This is a genomic window from Fibrobacter sp. UWB10, assembly GCF_900182935.1.
Taxonomy (GTDB): domain Bacteria; phylum Fibrobacterota; class Fibrobacteria; order Fibrobacterales; family Fibrobacteraceae; genus Fibrobacter; species Fibrobacter succinogenes_O.
Map to the genome: position 1 here is coordinate 88,988 of NZ_FXUE01000001.1, position 21,733 is coordinate 110,720.

The window sequence follows — 21,733 nt, forward strand, 5'->3', positions numbered from 1 at the left end:
ATCCCCCAAAAGTACTTTTGGAACTTTTTTGTAAAAAATTATACACATTTAAAAGAAATAAGATATATTCAAAAGCAAGGTTCAATTCGGTACCGCTAAAAACCGAACGTAATCGACTACAGGGGATAAATCGATGAATAAAATATATGTGCCCAAATTTGCCATAACGGCAATTGCGCTTTCCACCATGCTCGTCGGGTGTGCAAGCATAGTCAAATCTATCGGACAATCTGTCGCAAGCAATGCCGTTAACGCTGTCGTGAATAGTGGCGAGAGCTCTAGCAAGTGGTATTCCGGCGAATTCGTGTTGGAATCTCCAGAGAAGATGACAGTGTTCTTGCCCGAACCGAAATGGGAACTCAAGAAAAACTCCTCGACGATGAACAGCCAAGAAGTCAAATTTGAGCGTAACTCGAGCGACGAGAAAATTGAAATATTTGCTCTTGGCAAGAGCGCGCTGGACAATCAGTTCAAGTCGTTGTTGGGAAGCGCGAAGACGGATGCCGCCAAGATAAAGTATATGCTGAATTGGAGAGCGGGGCAACTGAACAACGCCAATGATTCAGAGGACGCGGTAAAGACCGAAGGGCAGGATTTGGAGAAGCGCAGAGCATGGACCTGCCTTGCCGCCAACGCAAAGAAGGTGTGCGACTTCGCTATCTATACCGAAAAAGAAAACTGGGTGCTCGTGCATGTTGAAGCCCCCCTGTCTAGCGATGCACGGGAAATAGGCGTCGCACTTTTTGAACAAAAAGAAGAAGAGGAAGAAGAGAAGGTAGCCGAAGTCGAGAGCTCGGAAAATAAAAAACGTGCCGGCGCATCCCGTAAATGGCGCACGATAGGCGGAGGCATGTCTATCTGGTACAACTGGGAAGACGAAGACCTGAACCCAGACCGCGACTTCAGCAGAGCAGCCTCCCTTCGCGAAGGTAAAATTTACGATCAGGGAGGAAGATTCGCGTTAACCTCTCTGAATATCTACGGATTCAACCCGGGCAACGGATGGCACAACTGGGGCTGGCGTGCAATGCTCATGTACGGTTTCCGCATCAACATGTTTAATCTCCCGGTTACACCCTTTGTCGGTGCGCAACTCGGTCTCGGCATGCAATACGATGACCATTATCGCAGGTTCCGCGATAAGTTCGCCATAAATATTGCAGGCGACGTTAATGCAGGCATCGTCTTCTGCCGTTACTGCAAATACCAATTTGAAATGGGAGCATCTTACGATGCTGTTGAAGATGGATTCTTCAACGACCAAGTTTTCGGTTCGTTCAACTTCTACGGCGCCGTAAACTACTAGCTTTTTTTAAAAAGGAGAAAAAACATGCTCAACTTCAAGTTTCTTGCCATTTTAGGCATTACAAGTATGTTCGTCGGTTGTGCGAGCATGCCTAGGGAACTTTCTGACCACAAGGAAATCCCCGGTGGCGAATACTCCGGATCGGCACAGAACAACCGCCCCGAAGAAATCAAGTACCAAAAGCTCCCTGATAACATGCAGTACGTACTTGCAAGCGACTCGCTCGTTATCGCCACATACAACAAGCTAAAAGAAGACCTTGCTGTCGAAGAAAGCAATCTCCCCATTGCCAAGTACCTATTCTTGATGCCGGGCACTTGGGAAAAAATTGACCAAACCGGTCAGAACGAATTCTTTAACAAGCGCAAAAACACATTCACCTTCAAGGCTGGCGACGAAAAGTTCAAATTCAAGTACGCCATTCCCAAGACTGCGAAATCCGCTAGAAAAGCTTGGGAAGGAGTCAGACAAGAAATCCGCCGCCCCGCATTCTACACCGCCCCAGCAGGCAGCGAAGAAGCTAACGCGCTTGGAGAAATCACCATTCGAACCATCAGCACCGCTGAAATGGAAACCATCGTTTGGTTCAGCCCGTTCAAGATGGTCGAGCCCCTCTTCATTGTCAACGACACCTATATGCTTGGATTCAACAAACAGGGTGAACTTGAAGTTATCGATGAAGTCCCCTACTACCTCCCCTTCTATGAAAGGTTAAAGCCAATCATTGCCGAATATGAGCATCAAAAGAAATTGATGGAAGAGCAACAGGCACAGCAAAAGAAAAAATAAAAGAAAAAGCCGATGGAAATAATCCACCGGCAAATTTTAATCGCCCACTTTTTCTGAAATGCCGTTAGGCATTTCGAACCCGTATGGCAATCTAATAGATTTTAATTTCCTGAGATTTCCTTAGCCTTCGCCTCGATTTCGGCGATGGCTTTTTTGCGTCCTTCAGCAGAGTCTTCGTTGTTCAGCACAATGTTCACAAACACGGAGCCCGCGACCACGGCGTACACGTGCTTGCTAAGCACTTTAGACTGTTCGCCATTACGGATACCGAAGCCGCCGAGCACTTTTGCGCCACCCTTACCGACGGTGTCGATAAAGTCAAGCGTTGCCTGGTCAATCGTCGTTTCGCTACCGGTCGTACCTGCGCGGAGTGCGGCGTAGATGTACTTGAAGCCTTTGGAAGCCATCGCTTCGAGGCGTTCCTTGGTCATGCTGGGGGCCGCCACCGGAATGTTTTCGAGGCCGTGCTTCTTGCAAGCTTCAGTCAGACCTTCGTCACCGTCGAACGGCAAATCCGGAATGATGCAAGCGGAAACGCCCACGTCCTTGCACATCTTGACGAAGTTTTCGACGCCTGGCGTAAAGGCGAGCGAGCCGTAAGTCATAATGTAGATGGGCGTTTCGGGGTGACGTTCGTGAATCTTCTTCACGATTTCGAGGCCCTGCTTGGTAGAATAGCCCTTATCGAGAGCAATGGTCGATGCCGTCTGAATGGCCGGACCGTCGGCACTCGGATCACTGAAGGCAAGCTGGATTTCAAGGATGTTGGCGCCACCCTTCACAAGTGCGTCGGCGATAGCGATAGAAGTTTCTGCGTCAGGAAAACCCGCAATAAGATGAGACATTAAGTTCATAGTGATTACCTACTTATTCATAATTTCCGCATCGTGGATGTCTTCGTTGTTTTCGAGGCGAACAAGTTCCGCCTTCAGGAATTCCTTCCACTTTTCGGGGCGGAACACCGGACTCGTGATAAAGATGTCCTTGTCGCCGCGGCCACTCATATTGATGACGAGCGCCTTGTCCTTCGGAAGTTCCTTCGCAATCTTCATGGCGGCGGCGCCAGCATGAGCGCTTTCGAGAGCAAAGAGAATGCCTTCATTGCGGGCAAAGAACTTCACCGCTTCCAAGGCTTCCTTGTCGAGAATCGCGGTGAATTCCACGCGGCCAGATTCGCCGAGGGCAGCGAGCTGCGGGCCGATTCCCATGTAGTCAAGGCCCGCCGAGATGGAACGAGTCGGCAGCGACTGACCGTCTTCATCAATCAGGAAGCGGCTCTTGTAACCCTGCAGAATGCCTTCGCGGCTCGCGTTACCCGTCATGCGGGCAGCGTTTTCTCCCTTGTTCGGGCCGATGCCACCGGCTTCGGCACCAATCAAGCGCACATTCTTGTCTTCGATAAACGGAGTGAATACGCCGATAGAGTTGCTACCGCCACCCACGCAAGCGACCACGGCAGCGATGTCGATGTTGCGTTCAGCGGCCTGGCGCTTGACTTCTTCACCGATAATGGACTGGAAGGTACGAACAATATCCGGGAACGGAGCCGGACCGAGAGCAGAACCGAGCACATAGTGGGTGTTCTTGAAATTCGTAGCCCAGTCGCGCATGGCTTCGTTCACGGCGTCCTTAAGGGTGCGGGCACCGCTCGTGACCGGCACGACCTTGGCACCGTACATTTCCATGGTCGCCACATTCGGCTGCTGGCGACGAACGTCCACTTCGCCCATGTAGACAACGCATTCGAGGCCGAGCTTTGCGCAGGCTGCTGCGGTGGCAAGGCCGTGCTGACCGGCACCCGTTTCAGCGATAATGCGGGTCTTGCCCATCTTCTTCGCCAAAAGGCACTGACCGATGGCGTTGTTGATCTTGTGGGCACCGGTGTTGGCAAGGCCTTCAAGCTTGATGTAAATCTGTGCGCCACCCAGAAGTTCCGTTGCGGTCGGAGCGTAATACAGCGGCGTTTCGCGGCCAATGTAATCACGCTGAATAATGCGGAGCTCTTCGAGGAATTCCGGATCGTGGATGTACTTGTTGAAGGCCGCTTCGAGGTCGTCGAGCGGACGACGGATGATTTCGGCAACATACTTGCCGCCGAACTTGTCAAAGAAACCGTTGTTTGAAGAAGTAGTCATATTGGGTTTTGGGGTTTAGGTTTAAATTCTCGGGGTAAAAAATTAAAGGCCTTCGGTGAGTCCGAAAGCCTTTTACAAACACTTGATGAAATCAGCAAAACGGACTCTATTTAGTAGAGCCCCACCACCAACGGTTGAAACGGATTGCTGAATTCATCTTCATATGCACTAATTTAGGAATGTCTCTTTAATGTGGCAAGGGGTTCAGCTTAAAAAAAGTGAAGACTCTCGATTATCGAGAGTCTTCCTTTAAACACTTGATGAAATGGCAATGCCTAAATCCCTTCTTTGAGAACCTCGTCGATAGCGGCGCTAGCGTCAAAGCGGATTGCCAATTTCATCTTTATGTCTTCAATATATATACTAATTCGTTGTCTGTCAATAGGTTAGCGCAAGATTTTTGTAAAAATTTCTTTCATAATTTGTACAAAAAGACCTAAATTCGGCCATTTGGGCTATTTTACGAAAGAGCCGCAAACAACGCCTTCAGTTTTTCACTGTTTTTGATTCCGGGGGCATCTTCGACACCGCTGGAAACATCGACGAGTTCCAGGTGGAACTTTTGGACAATCGCGCCCACATTTTCAGGCGTGATGCCGCCAGCAAGCCAGAGAGGGATATCCCCCGCTTTTTCGCGGAGCAGGTTTTCGGGAATGGTCTTGCCCGTGCCGCCAGGGATTCCTTCGACTTTGGCATCTAAGAGAATGCGTGGTTCACCATTCTTGCGGAGAGCGGTCACCTTATCGAAATCGGATTCTTCGCCAACGCGGGCGGCACAATAGTATGCAAAGTCAGCATTTTTCGGTTCAACGCCGTGAAGCTGGACTGCATCGAGCACGCCTTCTTTGGCAAGCTTGATAGCGGTTTTGCCTTCAACGGATTCGGGATCGGTGATGACGCCAACAAGGAGCGGAGATCCTTCGACTCCGTTTGCACTGCGCTCAGGATGACACTCGCGAATCTTTTCGGCAAAACTGCGCACGAATTCTTCGGTAGTCAAGCGCTTGGTGGTGCTGAATACAAAGCCGAGCATGTCGGCGCCGAGTTCAGCAGCCAGCTTACCATCTTCGTCGCGAGTAATGCCACAAATTTTAACGAGCGGGCCCGCCTTTTTGGCAGCCTTGCGTTCTGCAAACTTTTTCCAGAACTTGCCGCGGGCATTTTCTGAGCCCGATTCAAATGCGCCTACCACTTCTTTAGCAAGCGGCGGATTCTTGGCAACGGCCTCGCCCACCAGGATTCCCGTGAAGCCAAGGTTGCGGGCATAAGTCGCATCGGCCGGGCATAAAATTCCAGATTCAAAAACAGCCTTGGCCGGAAGTTTGCTACGCACCGACGCCGGCACCAGCGGGTCCGTATGGAAGGTCGCCAAATCGCGAGAATTCACGCCCGCGACAATGGTCTTGGCAGCAGATTCGCCAAGGGCTTCGGTCACGACTTTCAGCTTGCGCAAGTCATCGACTTCGCGTACTTCGACAAAGGCCTGCATGTCAAAAGACTGTGCACGCTTCGCCATCTTCACAAGCTGATTGTCTTCTAAAATACGAGCAATCAAGAGCACCGCATCGGCACCGCAACGGTAAGCGATATCGATTTCATCTTCAAACAAGAGAAAATCTTTGCGAAGTACGGCGCAGGCATGCAAGCCCTGCTTGCGACGGCGTTCCATCAAGTCGGCAACCGCAATCAAATCGCGCAGCGAGCCTTTAAAGAAATTACCTTCGGTAAGCACCGAAACCGCCTGCGCATGGGCCTCGGCATAAGTCGTCGCCAGCGCCACCGGATCCAAATCCGGCGCAATGTCGCCCTTCGAAGGCGATGCTCGCTTGACTTCAAGAATCGCACCGGCGTTCCCAAGAAATTCGGTATGACCGCCACGGCGTTTTTCGGGAATTTCAATTCCGAAATTCAAACCCAACCGCGAAATATCTTCGCGGCGCATACGTACGATTTTGGCTAAAATGTCTTCGCTCATGAATTTCCCTTAGGCTTCAAAGTCAAGGCCTTAGAGAAAAGATAGGAAATTATGGCCGACGCCAGGATAGAAAGAAGCGTGGGGCCAAGAATTACAGAATCCAGGTGCGACGTGACTTGGTAAACGGCAAAGCCCACCAACCATGCGAATATGTTCAAAATCCAGTACTTATGGCCCACCTGGTGATTTTTCGCCAAGAAGAACGAAACCAGGAGTACGGCAGCCATCGGGGCAAACACCGAGGCAATCAGGTAAAGGAAACCAATGTAATGATCCATGATGCCCGAAATGGCAAGGACTGCGCTGATACCGCTGACCACGACACCCGTGATTTTCGGATTCAACTTATGGACAATGGCCTTGGCCGATTCGCCAGCAGAGTTTGCAGCCAAGAAATTGGTGGTCACGGTCGAAAGCACCACGATAATGATTCCCGGGATTCCAAGGCCCGCCAGCAGAATGGCTCGGGCAATATCGTTACCGACTCCGGCAGCGGCAATCTGAAGCCCGATAAAGTACATCCAGAAACTTGCCACCGAGTAGGCAATTGCAGAGACCGCCGTGGCACGCGTCGGCTTTTCAACATCCTTGGTGTAGTCCGAAATCACCGGCAACCAAGAAAGCGGAAGCGCCATCGAAATTTCAAAGATATTCCAGAAGCTAAGCGCATGTTCTGCGGCAGGCGCACTCGAAGTTCCGACACCGAACAACTTGGCCGTAAGCACAATCAAGAGCACCGTCAAAACCGCCATCACAGCCGTCGTGACTTTCGCAAAACGGCGGAGTCCGACAAAGACCCAAATTGCAATCAGCACCGCAAGAATCACGCAAGTCAGCGGGAACGAAATCGGGAGATTGAGGCCCGCCAAGACCGAGGCTCCCTGCGCATTCAGCACGGCAATCCAAGCAATCAACTGGAACAAGTTCAGCGAGGCAAAGAACTTAGAACCGTAAGAGCCGTAGACAGACGCGGTCGTTTCCATGGCATTCAGGCGAACGCGTGCACCGATAAGGCCCACGAAGAACAGCAAAATGCCGCCCAGAATATGACCCAAAATCAGCGGGAGCCAAACAGAATCGTAAGAGGAGGCAGCCCCAATTTCAATACCGGCTTCGATTTCGGAAACCGAGATAGCCACCCCAAACCAGATGACTCCATTCGTTAATAGATTCGTGCGTTTTTCCACAATGCACCTCCATAAATTCCAAAGACGAGCCAATAATAGTAAAGCCCGTCTTAGAACTCAAGGAATAGTTTAATACTTCTTTTTAATGTTCTGTTATAGTTCGTAGCTATTACGACGAGCAGGTTGCCAAGTAGCGCTGCAATTCTTCGACATAGCGCTCGCCCACCAGGCCAAGCAGCATGTTGCGCTTTGCGATGTAGCCGATTTCCATGACGCGGCGGGATTCTTCGCTCTTGTCCTTGAAGGGCACGGCCAAGTAATCGGAGCCGTTCAATTCTTCGCAGATAATGCCGGAGCAAAGCGTGTAACCGTTCAGGCCAATCATCAAGTTCAGCATGGTGGCACGGTCGTTCGCCTTAATGGTACGCTTGTATTCGTTCGTACTCAAGATTTCTTCGGCAAAATAGAACGAGCTGTTGTCACCCTGTTCAAAAGAAAGGCACGGGTATTCAGCCAGTTCATCGAGCGTAATGAACTTGTTGTTGGCAAGCGGGTGGCCCTTCCACAGGTACACATAAGCCTTACAGTCGATGAGCTTATGGAAAGCGAGGTCGCGGGCATTCAGCAAGTTCATGATAATCTTGCGGTTGAAATCGCTCAGGTAAAGAATACCGATGTCGCTCTTGAAAGAGGCCACATCTTCGATGACTTCTTTGGTGCGGGTTTCGCGAATAGCGAATTCGTACTTGTCGGTATCGAAGAGCTTGACGGTTTCCACAAAGCTCTTGACCGCAAAGGAATAATGCTGCGTCGAGACGCCAAACTTCTTTTTGCGCTTGCCGATTTTGCCGTACTTGTCGAGCACCGATTCGTAATGATGGTAAAGTTCGCGAGCGTACGCAACGAATTCTTCGCCTTCGCTGGTGAGTTTGACACCGCGGCTAGTACGGTTGAAAATGAGGATATTCAGCTCATCTTCAAGATCCTTAATGGCGGCGGTCAGCGACGGCTGCGAAATATAAAGTTTTTCGGCGGCCTTGTTAAAGGAACCGGTTTCTGCAATGCCGATGGCATAACGTAATTGTTGTAGAGTCATGTTTTTCGGCCTCCTGTTGAAAATCGTTGCGGGTTTTCATTTTCCTAGTTGTTTAGTAGGAATAAAAATATAGTTAAAAGCTATAAGGTTGGCAAGGGGTTATAAAACCCTTTGCCAACCTTATTTGATTACGAGTTGGTTGCGACCTTGACTTCTTCAATCTTTTTCAGGACCGAGCCGTCTTCCATCGCCTTCATGGCCTTATCGAAGCCTTCCTTGAGGCTGGCAGCCTTCTTGCTGATGTAGAGGGCGGCACCGGCGTTCAGAGCGCAGGCATACTTGATGCCCGGGCGGCCCTTGCCATTCAGCACGTCGAGAGCGAGGTTAAAGTTATCGACACCCGTACCGCCGGCGAGGTCTTCGGGGTCCACAGCCGGGACGCCGAAGTCCTTCGGGTCGATGCGGTATTCGCGATATTCACCGTCTTCGAGGATTTCGGCAATGGTCGTCGGGACGCACGGAGAGATTTCGTCGTAGCCGTCGTCGGAGATGGCGACCATCACGCGCTTGGCACCGAGGGACTTCGCCGCCTTGGTGAAGGGTTCCAGAATCGACTTGCTGTAAACGCCGAGCATGAGGTACTTGGCTTCGGCCGGGTTCGTGAGGGGGCCGAGCAAGTTCATGATGGTCTTCACGCCGAGGGCACCGCGAACCGGGCCGGCAAAGCGCATGGCGCTGTGGTAGACCGGAGCCATAAGGAACACGAAGTTCGTCTTGTCGATGACACTGGCGGCTTTTTCCGGAGTCATGTCCAGCTTGAAGCCGGCTGCAGTATAGAAGTCGGCAGCACCGGACTTGCTGGAAACAGCGCGGTTGCCGTGCTTGGCAATCTTGGCGCCGCAGCTTGCTGCGATAAGACCGGAGAGAGAGCTCACGTTGAAGCTGCCCTTGCCGTCGCCACCGGTACCCACGATATCGGTGAGTTCGTCACCGCTATACGGGAACTTGCGCTTCTTGCTGCTCAAAACCTTGGCGCAGCCTGCGATTTCTTCGGTCACGGGGCCCTTGCTGGAAAGGGCGGTAAGGATTGCGGCCATCTGGCGTTCGTCCATGATGCCGTCGGTCAGGTCTTCCATGAACATTTCGGCAGTTTCGCGGCTCAGGTCCTTGCCTGCGGTAAGCGTGTTCAAGATTCCGCGAATATCCAGCGGTTCGCGACGGTAGTTGAGGAAAGCCTTGAAGAATTCGTCGGCGCGGCCGCTAGCGATGGATTCCGGGTGGAACTGCACGCCTTCAATGGGGAGCGTCTTGTGGCGAATGCCCATGATGTCACCATCGGTAGCGCGGGCGGTCACTTCGAAGTCAGAAGAGAGCGTCGATTCGTCGATGACGAGGCTGTGGTAACGCGTGAAGATGTTCTTCTTGCCAATGGTGCGGAAGAGACCCTTACCGTCGAGGTCGATTTCTTCGGCGATGCCGTGCTTGATGAACTTGGCCTGCACAATCTTGGCGCCGAAAGCGTAACCGATAGCCTGGTGGCCGAGGCACACGCCGAGAATCGGGAGCTTGCCAGCAAAGTGCTTGATAGCTTCCACAGAAACGCCAGCATCTTCGGGGCGGCCCGGGCCCGGGCTCACGATGAGGCGGCTCGGGTTCAACTTTTCGATGTCTGCAATGGTGCATTCGCGGCTACGGAGCACGCGGATTTCTTCAGTGGTAATCTTGGCCAACGCCTGGTAAACGTTGTAAGTAAAAGAGTCGTAGTTATCGATAATGACGATCATCTTAGTTTTCTCCTTCGAGCACGGCGCGGATGGCACCCAATTTTTCGTTCGTTTCTTCAAATTCGCGGTCGGCGTTCGAGGCCGCGACAATGCCACCACCGGCCTGCAGGCTGATAGTCTTACCCTGCTTCAAACAGCAACGGATAGCGATACAGAAATCCAAGTCACCGTCGGATTCCATGTAGCCCACTGCACCGGCGTAGAAACGGCGCTTAACCTTTTCGAGGCCAGAAAGGATTTCGATAGCGCTGATTTTCGGGGCGCCGCTCACCGTACCTGCCGGGAAGCTGGAGCGCAGCACTTCGATGGCCTTCTTGTTCTTTGCCACACGGCCCTGCACATCAGAGACCAGGTGAATCACGTGGCTGAACTTTTCGCATTCCATGTACTTGGTGGTTTCCACCGTACCGGCTTCGCAAACGCGGCCAAGGTCGTTACGGGCCAAGTCCACGAGCATCAAGTGTTCGGCACGTTCCTTCGGGTCGCCCTTCAAGTTCTTCATCAGGGCTTCGTCTTCCACGTCGTCCTTGCCGCGGCGGCGAGTGCCTGCAATCGGGTGGATGGTGGCGATGCCATCACGCACGCGCACGAGGCTTTCCGGCGATGCACCGATAAACTGGTGCGTGCCGTAATCGAGGAAGAACATGTACGGAGACGGGTTCACCGTGCGGAGGCGGCGGTAGATGTCGAGGGCTTCGATATCGCTTGCGAACTGGATACGGCGAGAAGGCACAGCCTGCACAATGTTACCGGCGATAATATGCTTCTGAAGGGCTTCGACCTTTTCGGTGTATTCCTTGCGGGACTGTTCCAGGTCGGTCATCGTGATGCCCTTGCCGTACTGCTTTTCCGGAGCGAGATAGCTGAAGTCCAGGTCAGCGAGGCGGGCCTTCACCTTTTCAATCGCGGCCTTCAGGTCAATCTGGTGTTCTTCGTAGTTCAGGGCGAACAAGTGAAGCTTTTCGGTAAAGTGGTCGAACACGATGTAGATGTGGCCCACCAAGAATTCCGCTTCAGGAATGTTGAGTTCGTCTACCTGCGGGGCGAGGCGAATCGTATCGCAACGGGCACAGAATTCGTAGCCGAGGTAGCCCACGCCCGAAGAAGGAATAGGAATCTGGTTAGGCGGCACCGTATTTTCGGCAGAAATCAGCGTGAGGGCGTCCAAAATATCGCCTTCGCCTTCCTTCAGGAACACACTTTCCTTGCCATCGACAACGATGCTCACATCCTTTTCATTCTGGCGCAGACGGAAGCCTTCGTCCACCATCAGGGTCGAATAACGGCTACGACCGTGGGAGAAACTTGCGGATTCGAAAATAGCCTTCGCACCGAGCTTCTTGCCGAGCGAAAACGGGGTGTAACGTTCACCGGGCAGTGCCACGTAGATACTGTCGGTACGGGGTTCGAAGTTAGGGCTTTCAGTAATGTGCCTTATGTTCGTAGTCATTTTGATCCTCTGGTTTAAAAATTCGTTTGCCTTTTCGTTTCGGGTTCCGCAAAGGCTTAGGTCCCGGAGGATTTCGATATAAAAAAAAGGAAGGCCTCCGTGAGTCCGGAAGCCTTTGCTTTAAAATCTTGGGTGATTTGCGACAAATACCGGGCTCTATGTTAGAGTCCGCGCCACCAACGACGGTTAAGGGTTGCTGTAGTCACAAAATTCATCATGGCACCAAAAATATCAAACGAAAATTCCCTTGGCAAGGGGTTTGCCGTGAATTTTCGTAAAAAAATTGAAATTATCGGATAAAACAAGCAAAAAACAGCACCTGTTATCACACTATTTTGCCCCTCGGTTGCAAGGGTATAGTCATTTATATATATTCGTTTCCGAGACACTTAGAAGGGAGAACTGTATGTTCTACAAGCATTGGAAAAAGATTGCACTCGCACTAACCGGTTTTTTCTGGGCAAGTTGCGACGACTCTGCCTCATCGGCCGTATGCCTTTATGGCCCGGATCCTAACTACAGTAATCCCGCCGAGAACCCGACATCCAGTTCTTCTGAAGCTGTCAAGCCCGAAAGTTCCAGCAGCAACGATTTTGACAAAATGATGCCGCTATACGGTGTCGAAATGGACAAAACGGTATGTACCCAGATTAAGGGCGAACCTACAATTACCTGCGAAGACGGAACTGTCTGCACGCAAAAAACCGAAGAGCGTTGGGGCAATCTTCCTTGCAGCGATGACATCTGCCCCGCTTACGGCGTGGTACAAATTTCTGAAAACACCTACGAATGCGACGGCAAGGTCTACAACGAAGCTGAATTCCGCGCTCGATTCGGAAAAATAACTGTAGTCGAGGAACCTCAAGATACCTTATTCACACAAGAACCCGTCCTTTATGGTCCACCTTGCGTATTCGACGGCACATGCGACGACGAAAAGGAATAGAAGTCGATAATCAGGGAACCAGCCATGTTTTACAAGCACTGGAAAAAAATCGCTCTTGCTCTGGCCAGTTTTTTCTGGGCCAGCTGTGGTGGCGATGGCTCCAGCGAAGAGATTTCAGCAGTTCAAGCTAATCCCAGTCTTTATGGGGTAATAGGTCCCATAGAGAATGATTCCAGTGATGTTACATTCTCTTCTAGTTCGGTAGAAGAAAGTTCCAGCAGCGATTTCATTTTGATAGCTCTTGACTATGGCGTTCCATACGATCCTGACGACAGAGACACTATATACACAGACCAAACACTCTGTTTTAACGATTCTGTGCAAAATGTCGAAGGCAGGGTGTTCAAGATTATCGACTGTATTGACGGCAACAAGTACTTGCGAAATCCAGGCGACGCCGGGTCCGAAGGCGTAGAACTCCCCGAAGGAATCCAGGTTTTCGCCCCGAAGGCAGGCAGCGAAAAAGCTCCCAACTGCACCAGCGACCAAGATATCTGCATTGAACGCGACCCATCAAAGCCGATTGAACAGGATTCACTTGCAGGCTGCCACCCCATTATTAACTGCCCCGCAAAGCCAGATGATACAACCTTTATTAAGGTGGAATAAACATCCGTCAAAAGACCTTAGGAGAAAATGAAGATGTTCTACAAACACTGGAAAAAAATCGCCCTCACGCTGACCGCCCTATTCTGGGCAAGCTGCAGCGAAACTCATGAAGAAGCCGTTCTTTACGGGTGTCCTCCGGATGATTGCTATGATGAGCCCGAAAGTAGCGATTCAAACAATGATGAATCCAGTTCTAGCGAGAAAACTATTTCGTCAAGTTCTGAAACAGCAAGTTCAAGTTCCGAGACTTCCAAGCCCGAAAGTTCCGAGACCGCGAATACAGAAAGTTCCAGCAGTGAATCAATCGAGACCGAGTCAAGTTCTAGTGAGGCAAAGTCCAGTTCCAGCGAAATTACATGCGTTCCCCTAGATTCCACTGTATCCTATTTTACTGATGATTACAACGAAGATCTAGAAAAATTGTGGAGTAAGCAAGCCGCCCAGCACGATGCCGCAAAAAGGATTGACTCCATCAAGACCACCCTGGCAGAAACGCCCATGTGCCTCGAAAACTTGCGCATGGAACTCGAGCGTTTCGTGGCACTTTACGGCGCACCGATTGACATCAAAAACGCAGTAGACTCTTGCAGCGACGGCACCATCAGGCCTAGCGAAGAATATGCCAAGTTCCTGAAGATGCAGGAAGAGTGGGAAGCGAACAAGCCCGCTCTAGACGCAGAATGCAAGAAAGTCTACGAAGACAAGCTGAAAGAAATCGAAGCCCGAATCAACAAATGCCTTTCCGGCGAAACTGAAGAATAATCATGTTCAAGAAACATTGGAAAAAAATTCTTCTAGGCCTGTGCACGCTGTTTTGGGGTGGATGCAGCGACGATTCGGTACCCCTTTACGGAACCCCGCAGGTCGCTTGTGAATTAGACCACATGTGGAGTGACGAGTGCGGCACCACATCCAATATCGTATGCACGGACACCTACTATTGTAAAGACAAAGTTGTCTGTTTCAAGCAATATGAAGGGAAAAACGCGACCTTTGACTGTCGCGATGAACTGGGCAACAAGACTACCTATACCGAAGACGAATTCAACTCATTATACTATGTTGAAAGCGAACGCATTCACTAACTTTAGACGAGGAAAAATGTTCTACAAGCATTGGAAAAAAATTGCACTGGCTTTTACCGCCCTGTTCTGGGCCGGATGCGGCGATGATTCGTCAAGCGACAGCAAGGAGCTGGTTGCCTGCGACCTGCAGCAAATGTGTCCCGAATACGGCGTCGCCGGTTATTCTTGCGATGACGGCTTTTACGGAGACGATAACGGTCAGAACTGCACCTTCATTCCAGCACCAACATGTTCCAAATATTATCAATGCGAAGACAATGTAACTTGTTGGGCTAATGAAGGTGATACTGTTCTAAATTGCTCCGACAAGCAAGACAAAGACTTTTCAATCAATGAAAATGATTTTAATTCAAAATATTACGTAAAGGAAAACGAATGAAGCTCTCTCTCAAAAAGAAACTCGCTCTCGAAGCATATCGCCTTTACCGCCACAACGAAATCAAGGCACACCCGCTTACGTACTTTTTCTGGGAATGCACGCTCCGCTGCAACTTGCACTGTCTGCACTGCGGTAGCGACTGCGTGAAAGACGCCATTCCCGATATGCCCCGCGAAGATTTTATGAATGTGCTGGACAAATTGGCCCCGCACATCGACCCGAAGCATTTTATCGTGGTGATTACCGGCGGCGAACCCTTGATGCGCCAGGACCTTGAAGAATGCGGCATGGAAATCAAAAAACGCGGTTACCCCTGGGGAATGGTCAGCAACGGCCTTGCGATGACCCCCGAACGCTACACCAAGCTGCTGAATGCAGGGCTCCGCTCACTCACGATTAGCCTGGACGGCCTCAAGGAAAGCCACAACCATTTCCGCGGCGCCCCCACGAGTTTCGATAACGCACTCCGCGCCATCGACATGGCCGCCCACACGCAAGGCCTCACCTTCGACGTGATGACCTGCGTGAACCGCCAGAACTTGAAGGAGCTCCCGAAGATTCTTGACATCCTCCTGAAAATCGGCGTAAAGCGCTGGAGAATCGCGACGGTGTTCCCGAAGGGCCGCGCCAAGGACAATCCGCTGTTTCAGCTCACCAACCAGGAATTCCGCCAGGTATTCGACTTTATCCGCGAAGTCAAGAAACTGAACGTCATCAACGTGAACTACGGCTGCGAAGGATTCCTCGGCAGCTACGAAAAAGACGCCCGCAACTACCCGTTCTTCTGCCGTGCCGGCGTGAACGTGTCCTCTGTGCTTTGCGACGGTAGCATTTCGGCATGCCCGAGCTTACGCGGCGACTACATACAAGGTAATATTTACAAGGACGACCTCTGGGACGTATGGCAGAACCGCTATCAGGTGATGCGCGACCGCAGTTGGGCAAAAATCGGCGACTGCAAGACTTGCAAATACTGGCGCTACTGCGAAGGCTCCAGCCTGCATCTCCGTGATGAGAAAACGAAGGAATTGGCTTACTGCCACGTAAAGCGTTTGGAAGACGCAGGCGCATAAGAAAGTTCTATCCCTCACAAATGCGTAAGGCGAGCGTCGCGACCAAGTTTACTTGGGCATGACCGAGCCTAGCATTTAACGCCGTTGGCGTTCGTGGCTGCGGTTATGCCATATCTGAATACAAGTATTCAGCTGCGTCATAACCTTGCACACTTTTGGTACTTGAGCGAAGCGAAAGTACAAAAGACCAAGGAACTCGCCTACTGTCATGTAAAGCGTTTGGAAGACGCCGGCGCATAGGCAAAAAAGATTTCAATCACCTGAAAAAAGCAAGAGCCGCACCCTATGGGTGCGGCTTTTTCCAAACCATTACCTAGCCTTGTAATTAGCTTGGCTGTAAGATAGGTTTTTAACCTCAAAATTCAACGGATTCACAAAACAAAGTGTTGTACATAAAAACAACAGTGAAATACTTAAAAACCCTTATTTTTCGCTTATTTCGCGAAAAACAACGAATCAAAGTGTGAATTTTTAGATATTATTTATACCGATGTTACAAGCGAGCCTCACATCGAATCAAACGCACATTGTAGATGTGCTTTTAAAGAAGAATCCCAAGCTTGACCGAGAGATTCTTGAAAAGGCTGTAGCTTTTATTGCAGAGGCTCACGAGGGGCAATACCGCAAGAGCGGAATGCCTTACACAGAACACCCCTACGAGGTTGCAAAGATCCTTGCAGACCTAAAGCAAGACCAGTCGACGGTCTTGGCCGGGTTGTTGCACGATGTGGTCGAAGATACCGACCACTCACTCGAAGAAATTGCCGAAAAATTTGGCGATGACACCGCCTTCATGGTAGATGCCGTCACCAAGATTACAGCCGCTCAAGAATCGAGCAAGACCGCCCAAAAAGCGGAAACGTACCGAAAGTTAATTGTCGCCATGGCGAAAGACCCTCGGGTCATCATGATCAAAATCGCAGACCGCATTCACAACATGCGTACCATGCGATACATGAAGCCCGAAAAGCGCCAGGCAATCGCACAAGAAACACTCGACATTTACATTCCGCTCACGCACAGGTTCGGTCTTTACAAGCTCAAGAACGAACTCGAAGATTTAAGTTTCAAGTACGTAAATCCCGACGAATACCAGAAGCTGGTGGACCTGCTCATCGAGAACAAAGAATCCCGCGAAAAGTATATCCAGTCGGTGATTGGCCCTCTGCAAATCAAGATGGCACTCGAAGATTTCGACTGCACCATCCAGGGGCGCACCAAGAACATTTACAGCATCTACAACAAGATGATTAGCCGTGGCTGCCAGTTCGAAGACATCTTCGACATTTTCGCCATCCGCATCATTGTAGAAACCATTCCCGAATGCTACCTGGCTTTGGGCTACGTCCACAACCTGTGGACGCCCCTGCAGAGTCGCTTTAAAGACTACATCGCGACCCCGAAGCCGAACCTTTACCAGAGCATTCACACCACCGTGATTGGTCCTGAAAACAAGATGGTCGAAGTCCAGATTCGAACCAAGGATATGGACCTGACCGCCGAAAAGGGATTCGCCGCCCACTGGGCCTACAAGCTTGAAACCCAGCACGAAGGCGAAGAACTGGCCTGGCTGAACCACATGGTGAAGTTGCAGTCCGAAATTTCGGACTCCAAGGAATACCTCGACTTCTTGAAGGTGGACCTGAAACCCGCCGGCATGACCGTGTTTACCCCCAAGGGCACTTCGATTGAACTGCCGCAGGGGTCCATTGTTTTGGACTTTGCGTTTGCCGTTCATACCGAACTTGGCCTGCACTGCATTGGCGCGAAGATTAACGACGAAGTGGTGAACCTTGATACGGTTGTGGAACACGGAGCCACCATTCAGGTGCTCAAGAGCCCGAACCAGGAACCCAGCCCCGAATGGCTTGAAATGGTCAAGACCGTGAAGGCCAAACAGGAACTGCGCCGCTGGATGAAAAACAGCATCATGAAGCAGGCCCTGGACCTGGGTAAAGAAATTTGGGTCCGCGAACTTAGACTGCAAAAAATCGAAAAGGACAAGCGTCCTTCCGAAGAAAGCATTTGCAAGTACTTTGGCACACCGACCATCGACGACTTTTACGAACGCATTGGCCAGGGCGAACTTCCGCTCGCAGATATCCAGCGCTTTTTGAACGGTGGCGAAACCACGCAAAAGGAATCGACCGCACTCCGGTTCTTCCCGATGTTCAACAAAGACGTGAAGGCCGAACGCAAAGACGAAATGCCTCTGCAAATCGGGCAAGAAACCAGTTTGGTGGTTCACTTTGCCAAGTGCTGTAGCCCGATTCCCGGCGATCCGGTGGTGGGAGTCTTGCGTCCGAAAATCGGTATCGAAGTCCACAATACGGACTGTCCGCAGCTCAAGAACCTGCCGATGGAACAGCGCATTGCAGTGGAATGGAGCGAAGACATTAAGCATTCGTTCGAGACGCACCTCACGATTGACACCGAGAACCGCAAGAACATTACGTTCGACGTGTTGCAGGAACTCAAGCGCGCCAATGTTTTCCTTGACCGCATTACGGCAGCAAGCCAACATTACTCGGGCAGAATCCGGCTGGTGTTCAAGGCTTTCCGCAAGGAACAAGTCGATACAATCATTAACGCTATCAAGAGTATTTCTGGCGTAAAACAGGTGGTAAAATCATGATTTCAAAGCTCCACCATAGCGACTACACGCTCAAGAACCGCGCCTTCAACTGTCGTATGCGTAACCGCTACTACGAAGAAGTCTACTACGCGTTCAGAGCCATTTTTCCGAATGAAGTCGCTGAGCGGAGCGAAAAGAATCCAGTTGCCGACACCATCTGGTTCCAGAACCTGAGCAAAGAAATCAAACGCTACGAAAGGCTAATCATGACCTGCCTGGAATACGCGCAAGCCGCCATCTTTTACGGCAAGGCCGAAAACAAGGCCATGTATTCCAAGGACAAGCGTTGGGGTATATTGCAAGAAGAAATCTTCTTGGTTCACTTTTTGCAAGAGCTACTATCTACCACACGCTACGTGATTGCCCGAATCGACACCGACCAAATGCTACAACGCTGGGCCGGCGAAATGCAAGACCTAAAAACCAAACCGGTGGCATCAGGTTACGTGAACGCCATTCAAGAAAAACTGAACGAAATGAACGCAGCCACGCTTGACGAATTCAAGGATTTGCTCAAACACGTGCTAGACCGATTCCAGATAGGAAACACGCTGTTTGGTACGGTTCAGGAGCTACAGAACTTTTACTAAACGAGAGACGAAAGACAAGAGACACAAAAATGTCAGAGTACATCATCCTTTCAATCTTCCTTTTCCTGGGCGCGTTTATCGCGGCAGCAGCTACCGTTACGGGGTTACTGCTCGGTTACCGCACCAAGAATACCAAGAACAAGATGGCGCCATACGAATGCGGTATGGAAACCATCGGAAATGCGCGAATCCAGTTCAAGGTAGGTTACTACCTGTTTGCGCTTCTGTTCCTGGTGTTTGACATCGAAGCCCTTTTCCTGTTCCCCGTCATGGCGAACTTCAAGGAAATTATGGCTGGCAACACTCCGCTGCCCCCTCAAGTCGTTGTCATTGACCTTGTGATTTTCATGGCAATCCTCGTTTCGGGCCTTGCCTACGCATGGAAGAAAGGAATCCTTAAGTGGGAATAACCCTATGGGAATTATCAACCTAGCTCCTAAGATTTTAGATCCTATCCCGGGCGGCAAGTATGTCGTCAACGCGATAGACTACGTTGTAAACTGGGCCCGAGCAAACTCGATTTGGCCCCTCACCTACGGCACAAGTTGCTGCGCCATCGAAATGATGAGTAGCTCTATGGCCCGCTACGATATCGCCCGCTTTGGCTCCGAAGTGTTCCGCGCTTCGCCCCGCCAGGCGGACCTTTTCATTATCGCAGGAACCATTACCCGCCGTATGGCGCCCGCTCTCCAGATGCTCTGGGAACAAATGCCCGGCCCCAAGTACGTGCTTGCCATGGGCGCTTGCACCATCAGCGGTGGCCCGTTCATTTATGATAACTACGCTGTGGTGCGCGGGGCGCAGAACCTGATTCCGGTCGACGTATTCGTCCCTGGTTGCCCGCCTCGCCCCGAAGCCTTGTTCCACGGACTTTTGACTCTGCGCGAAAAGATTTTGAAGGAAACCTGCCGCGAACCTTGGCACGAAGGCGACGTGCGTAACGTGTCGACTATGGACCGCTACCGTGAAGCCGCCAAGGCATGGGCCGCCCTCGAACGCATCAAGGATGAGGAAATGGCCGAAGCCCGCGCCAAGTTCAAGGAAGAAAATCCGGATTACAAGAGCAGCTTCAAGCCCGTGCGCGTGAAAAAGGAAGACTTCCCCGAAGTGGAACGAGTCGCCTGCAAGCGCTTTGGTTTAAGCCAACTTGACATTTACAAGAAGCTCAAGGCGAAGTTCCCAAACATCACCGTGCACACGCACAGTGAAGACCCGATTGAAGACGTTGTGGCCGCCATGCCCGCCGACCGTCCGCTCGAAGTGATGATCGATGTGGAAGACTACTTGCCCGCTGTCGAATACGTGAAAAACGATCCCGAATTCAAAATGAATTACCTGATTGACGTTACGGCAATCGACTACGATGACCACTTTGACATGGTAACGCAGTTGCGCAGCCTCGAAAAGGGCCACAAGGTATTCTTCTGCGTGCAAATCAAGAAGAACTTCAACATTCCCGAAGAAGATCGCCCGACAGCGCTGCTCGGATCCGTTCCGACAATTAGCCACCTGTACCCGGGCGCCGAAGTCAAGGAACGCGAAGTTTATGACATGTTCGGCATCAACTTTGAAGGTCACCCCGACCTGCGCCGCATTTTCTTGGACAAGGACTTTGTAGGCTACCCCTTGCGTAAAGACTTTACCCACCCGCAAATGATCAAGAGGCCCGTATGAGTATGACAAGACTCCCGCCGGGATTCAAGATTACCCGCGATACCAATACCGAAGAATTTTTCATTAACATGGGCCCGCAGCACCCGAGTACACACGGTGCATTGCGCCTCGCCCTGCGTATGGACGGCGAAAACATTGTGGAAATCGTGCCGCACTTTGGCTACATCCACCGCGGCATGGAAAAGCAGGCCGAATCCATGAGCTACCTGCAGTACATCGCCATGTCTGACCGTCAGGACTATTTGACCGCCATCCAGAACAACCTGGGTGTTGTCATCGCTCTTGAAAAGGGCATGAACATTGGCGTGCCCGAAAAAGGCGAATACATTCGCGTGATGCTTTCGGAACTCGGACGTATCGCTAGCCACCTGGTGTTCTTCGGCTGCTTCGGCGGCGATTTGGGCGGCCAGACCTGCTTGCTGTTCGGCTTCAAGGAACGCGAAATGATCCACGACATTCTGGAAGAAGTCACCGGATCGCGCCTGACCACCAACTTCTTTAGACCGGGTGGCAGCCGCTTTGATGTTCCCGAAAACTTTATCGACCGCGTGAAAGCATTCCTCAAGCACCTCGAAGGTGCGATGAAGGACTACGAAAGATTCCTTTCGAAGAACATCATCGTGCTTGAACGCAGCAAGGGCATCGGCATTCTTTCTGCCGAAGACGCCATCGCTTACGGATGTTCCGGCCCGGTACTTCGTGCCAGCGGCGTCGACTTCGATGTGCGCAAGGCGAACCCCTATAGCATTTACGACCAACTGCAGTTTGACGTGCCCGTGACCTACACCGGCGACTGCTACGACCGCTACACGGTGCGTATCGCTGAAATTCACGAATCTATGCGCATTCTGTACCAGTGCATTGAAAAGTTCCCGAAAGAAGGCCCCTGGCGCTCCAAGGAAAAGCCGGTGCGCCTTCCGGTCGGTCGCTACTATAGCGAGATTGAAACCGCAAAGGGTCTGTATGCCACTTACGTGGTGGCCGCCACAACCGGCGAAAAGCCTTACCGTATTCACACGCGTGGGCCGAGCTTCCCGCACATTGCCGCCCTCAACAAGATGGCGCAGGGCCACAAGATTTCGGACCTTGTGACCATTATGGCAACGCTTGACCCGGTGATTCCCGAAATTGACAGGTAAT

21 protein-coding genes are annotated in these 21,733 nt (G+C 51.2%); 14 read left to right on the forward strand and 7 right to left on the reverse strand.

Features of this window, described 5'->3' with window-relative positions; translation table 11 throughout:
- Positions 1-133 precede the first annotated feature (133 nt).
- Both QOL41_RS00375 and QOL41_RS00380 read left to right on the forward strand, forming a co-directional pair.
- Complete coding sequence (locus tag QOL41_RS00375; protein ID WP_283428199.1) at positions 134-1,306, forward strand: hypothetical protein; 1,173 nt, start codon at positions 134-136, stop codon at positions 1,304-1,306.
- A gap of 24 nt (positions 1,307-1,330) precedes the next feature.
- Positions 1,331-2,095 (forward strand): hypothetical protein, encoded by a 765-nt coding sequence (locus tag QOL41_RS00380; protein ID WP_173654461.1) that lies wholly within the window; start codon positions 1,331-1,333, stop codon positions 2,093-2,095.
- Positions 2,096-2,196: 101 nt separating this feature from the next.
- Here the strand turns inward: QOL41_RS00380 and trpA are convergent, their stop codons facing one another.
- The 7 genes from trpA to QOL41_RS00415 form a co-directional block, all read right to left on the reverse strand.
- Entirely contained in the window at positions 2,197-2,949 is a 753-nt protein-coding gene (gene trpA / locus QOL41_RS00385) for a tryptophan synthase subunit alpha (RefSeq protein WP_283428200.1), read from the reverse strand.
- A gap of 9 nt (positions 2,950-2,958) precedes the next feature.
- Positions 2,959-4,230, reverse strand: coding sequence for a tryptophan synthase subunit beta (gene trpB / locus QOL41_RS00390; RefSeq protein WP_283428201.1), 1,272 nt, complete (start codon positions 4,228-4,230; stop codon positions 2,959-2,961).
- 460 nt (positions 4,231-4,690) lie between these two features.
- Positions 4,691-6,205, reverse strand: a complete 1,515-nt coding sequence (locus QOL41_RS00395; protein WP_283428202.1) for a bifunctional indole-3-glycerol phosphate synthase/phosphoribosylanthranilate isomerase — start codon at positions 6,203-6,205, stop codon at positions 4,691-4,693.
- Positions 6,202-7,392 (reverse strand): cytosine permease, encoded by a 1,191-nt coding sequence (locus QOL41_RS00400; RefSeq protein WP_283428203.1) that lies wholly within the window; start codon positions 7,390-7,392, stop codon positions 6,202-6,204. Before QOL41_RS00400 ends, QOL41_RS00395 begins: the two co-directional genes overlap by 4 nt.
- 109 nt (positions 7,393-7,501) lie before the next feature.
- A complete protein-coding gene (locus tag QOL41_RS00405) occupies positions 7,502-8,428 on the reverse strand; it encodes a LysR family transcriptional regulator (protein ID WP_283428204.1) in 927 nt (308 codons plus the stop codon).
- 128 nt (positions 8,429-8,556) lie between these two features.
- Positions 8,557-10,152: a bifunctional anthranilate synthase component II/anthranilate phosphoribosyltransferase gene (locus QOL41_RS00410; RefSeq protein WP_283428205.1), complete on the reverse strand. Its 1,596-nt coding sequence runs from the start codon at positions 10,150-10,152 to the stop codon at positions 8,557-8,559.
- 1 nt (position 10,153) lies between these two features.
- A complete protein-coding gene (locus QOL41_RS00415) occupies positions 10,154-11,602 on the reverse strand; it encodes an anthranilate synthase component I family protein (protein WP_283428206.1) in 1,449 nt (482 codons plus the stop codon).
- 406 nt (positions 11,603-12,008) lie between these two features.
- Here QOL41_RS00415 and QOL41_RS00420 point away from each other — a divergent pair, with 406 nt between their 5' ends.
- The 12 genes from QOL41_RS00420 (at position 12,009) to QOL41_RS00475 (ending at position 21,732) form a co-directional block, all read left to right on the forward strand.
- Positions 12,009-12,548: a hypothetical protein gene (locus QOL41_RS00420; RefSeq protein ID WP_283428207.1), complete on the forward strand. Its 540-nt coding sequence runs from the start codon at positions 12,009-12,011 to the stop codon at positions 12,546-12,548.
- A gap of 24 nt (positions 12,549-12,572) precedes the next feature.
- Positions 12,573-13,157: a hypothetical protein gene (locus tag QOL41_RS00425; protein WP_283428208.1), complete on the forward strand. Its 585-nt coding sequence runs from the start codon at positions 12,573-12,575 to the stop codon at positions 13,155-13,157.
- 27 nt (positions 13,158-13,184) lie between these two features.
- On the forward strand, positions 13,185-13,919 hold the full coding sequence (locus tag QOL41_RS00430) for a hypothetical protein (RefSeq protein WP_283428209.1): 735 nt from the start codon (positions 13,185-13,187) through the stop codon (positions 13,917-13,919).
- Positions 13,920-13,921: 2 nt separating this feature from the next.
- Entirely contained in the window at positions 13,922-14,242 is a 321-nt protein-coding gene (locus tag QOL41_RS00435; RefSeq protein WP_173654452.1) for a hypothetical protein, read from the forward strand.
- 16 nt (positions 14,243-14,258) lie between these two features.
- Positions 14,259-14,621: a hypothetical protein gene (locus QOL41_RS00440; protein ID WP_283428210.1), complete on the forward strand. Its 363-nt coding sequence runs from the start codon at positions 14,259-14,261 to the stop codon at positions 14,619-14,621.
- Positions 14,618-15,694, forward strand: a complete 1,077-nt coding sequence (locus tag QOL41_RS00445) for a TIGR04133 family radical SAM/SPASM protein (protein ID WP_283428211.1) — start codon at positions 14,618-14,620, stop codon at positions 15,692-15,694. Before QOL41_RS00440 ends, QOL41_RS00445 begins: the two co-directional genes overlap by 4 nt.
- Before the next feature lie 105 nt (positions 15,695-15,799).
- On the forward strand, positions 15,800-15,934 hold the full coding sequence (locus QOL41_RS00450) for a hypothetical protein (RefSeq protein ID WP_283428212.1): 135 nt from the start codon (positions 15,800-15,802) through the stop codon (positions 15,932-15,934).
- Between the two features lie 295 nt (positions 15,935-16,229).
- A complete protein-coding gene (locus QOL41_RS00455) occupies positions 16,230-18,329 on the forward strand; it encodes a RelA/SpoT family protein (protein ID WP_283428213.1) in 2,100 nt (699 codons plus the stop codon).
- Complete coding sequence (locus QOL41_RS00460; protein WP_173654448.1) at positions 18,326-18,919, forward strand: hypothetical protein; 594 nt, start codon at positions 18,326-18,328, stop codon at positions 18,917-18,919. The genes QOL41_RS00455 and QOL41_RS00460 overlap by 4 nt, the downstream gene beginning before the upstream one ends.
- Before the next feature lie 29 nt (positions 18,920-18,948).
- The gene (locus QOL41_RS00465) at positions 18,949-19,329 is read left to right on the forward strand and encodes an NADH-quinone oxidoreductase subunit A (RefSeq protein ID WP_072978267.1); all 381 of its coding nucleotides are present in this window, start codon (positions 18,949-18,951) and stop codon (positions 19,327-19,329) included.
- Positions 19,330-19,333: 4 nt separating this feature from the next.
- Positions 19,334-20,593: an NADH-quinone oxidoreductase subunit NuoB gene (nuoB, locus tag QOL41_RS00470; protein WP_283428214.1), complete on the forward strand. Its 1,260-nt coding sequence runs from the start codon at positions 19,334-19,336 to the stop codon at positions 20,591-20,593.
- The gene (locus QOL41_RS00475) at positions 20,590-21,732 is read left to right on the forward strand and encodes an NADH-quinone oxidoreductase subunit D (RefSeq protein WP_283428215.1); all 1,143 of its coding nucleotides are present in this window, start codon (positions 20,590-20,592) and stop codon (positions 21,730-21,732) included. Before nuoB ends, QOL41_RS00475 begins: the two co-directional genes overlap by 4 nt.
- The last annotated feature ends 1 nt before the right edge of the window (position 21,733 follow it).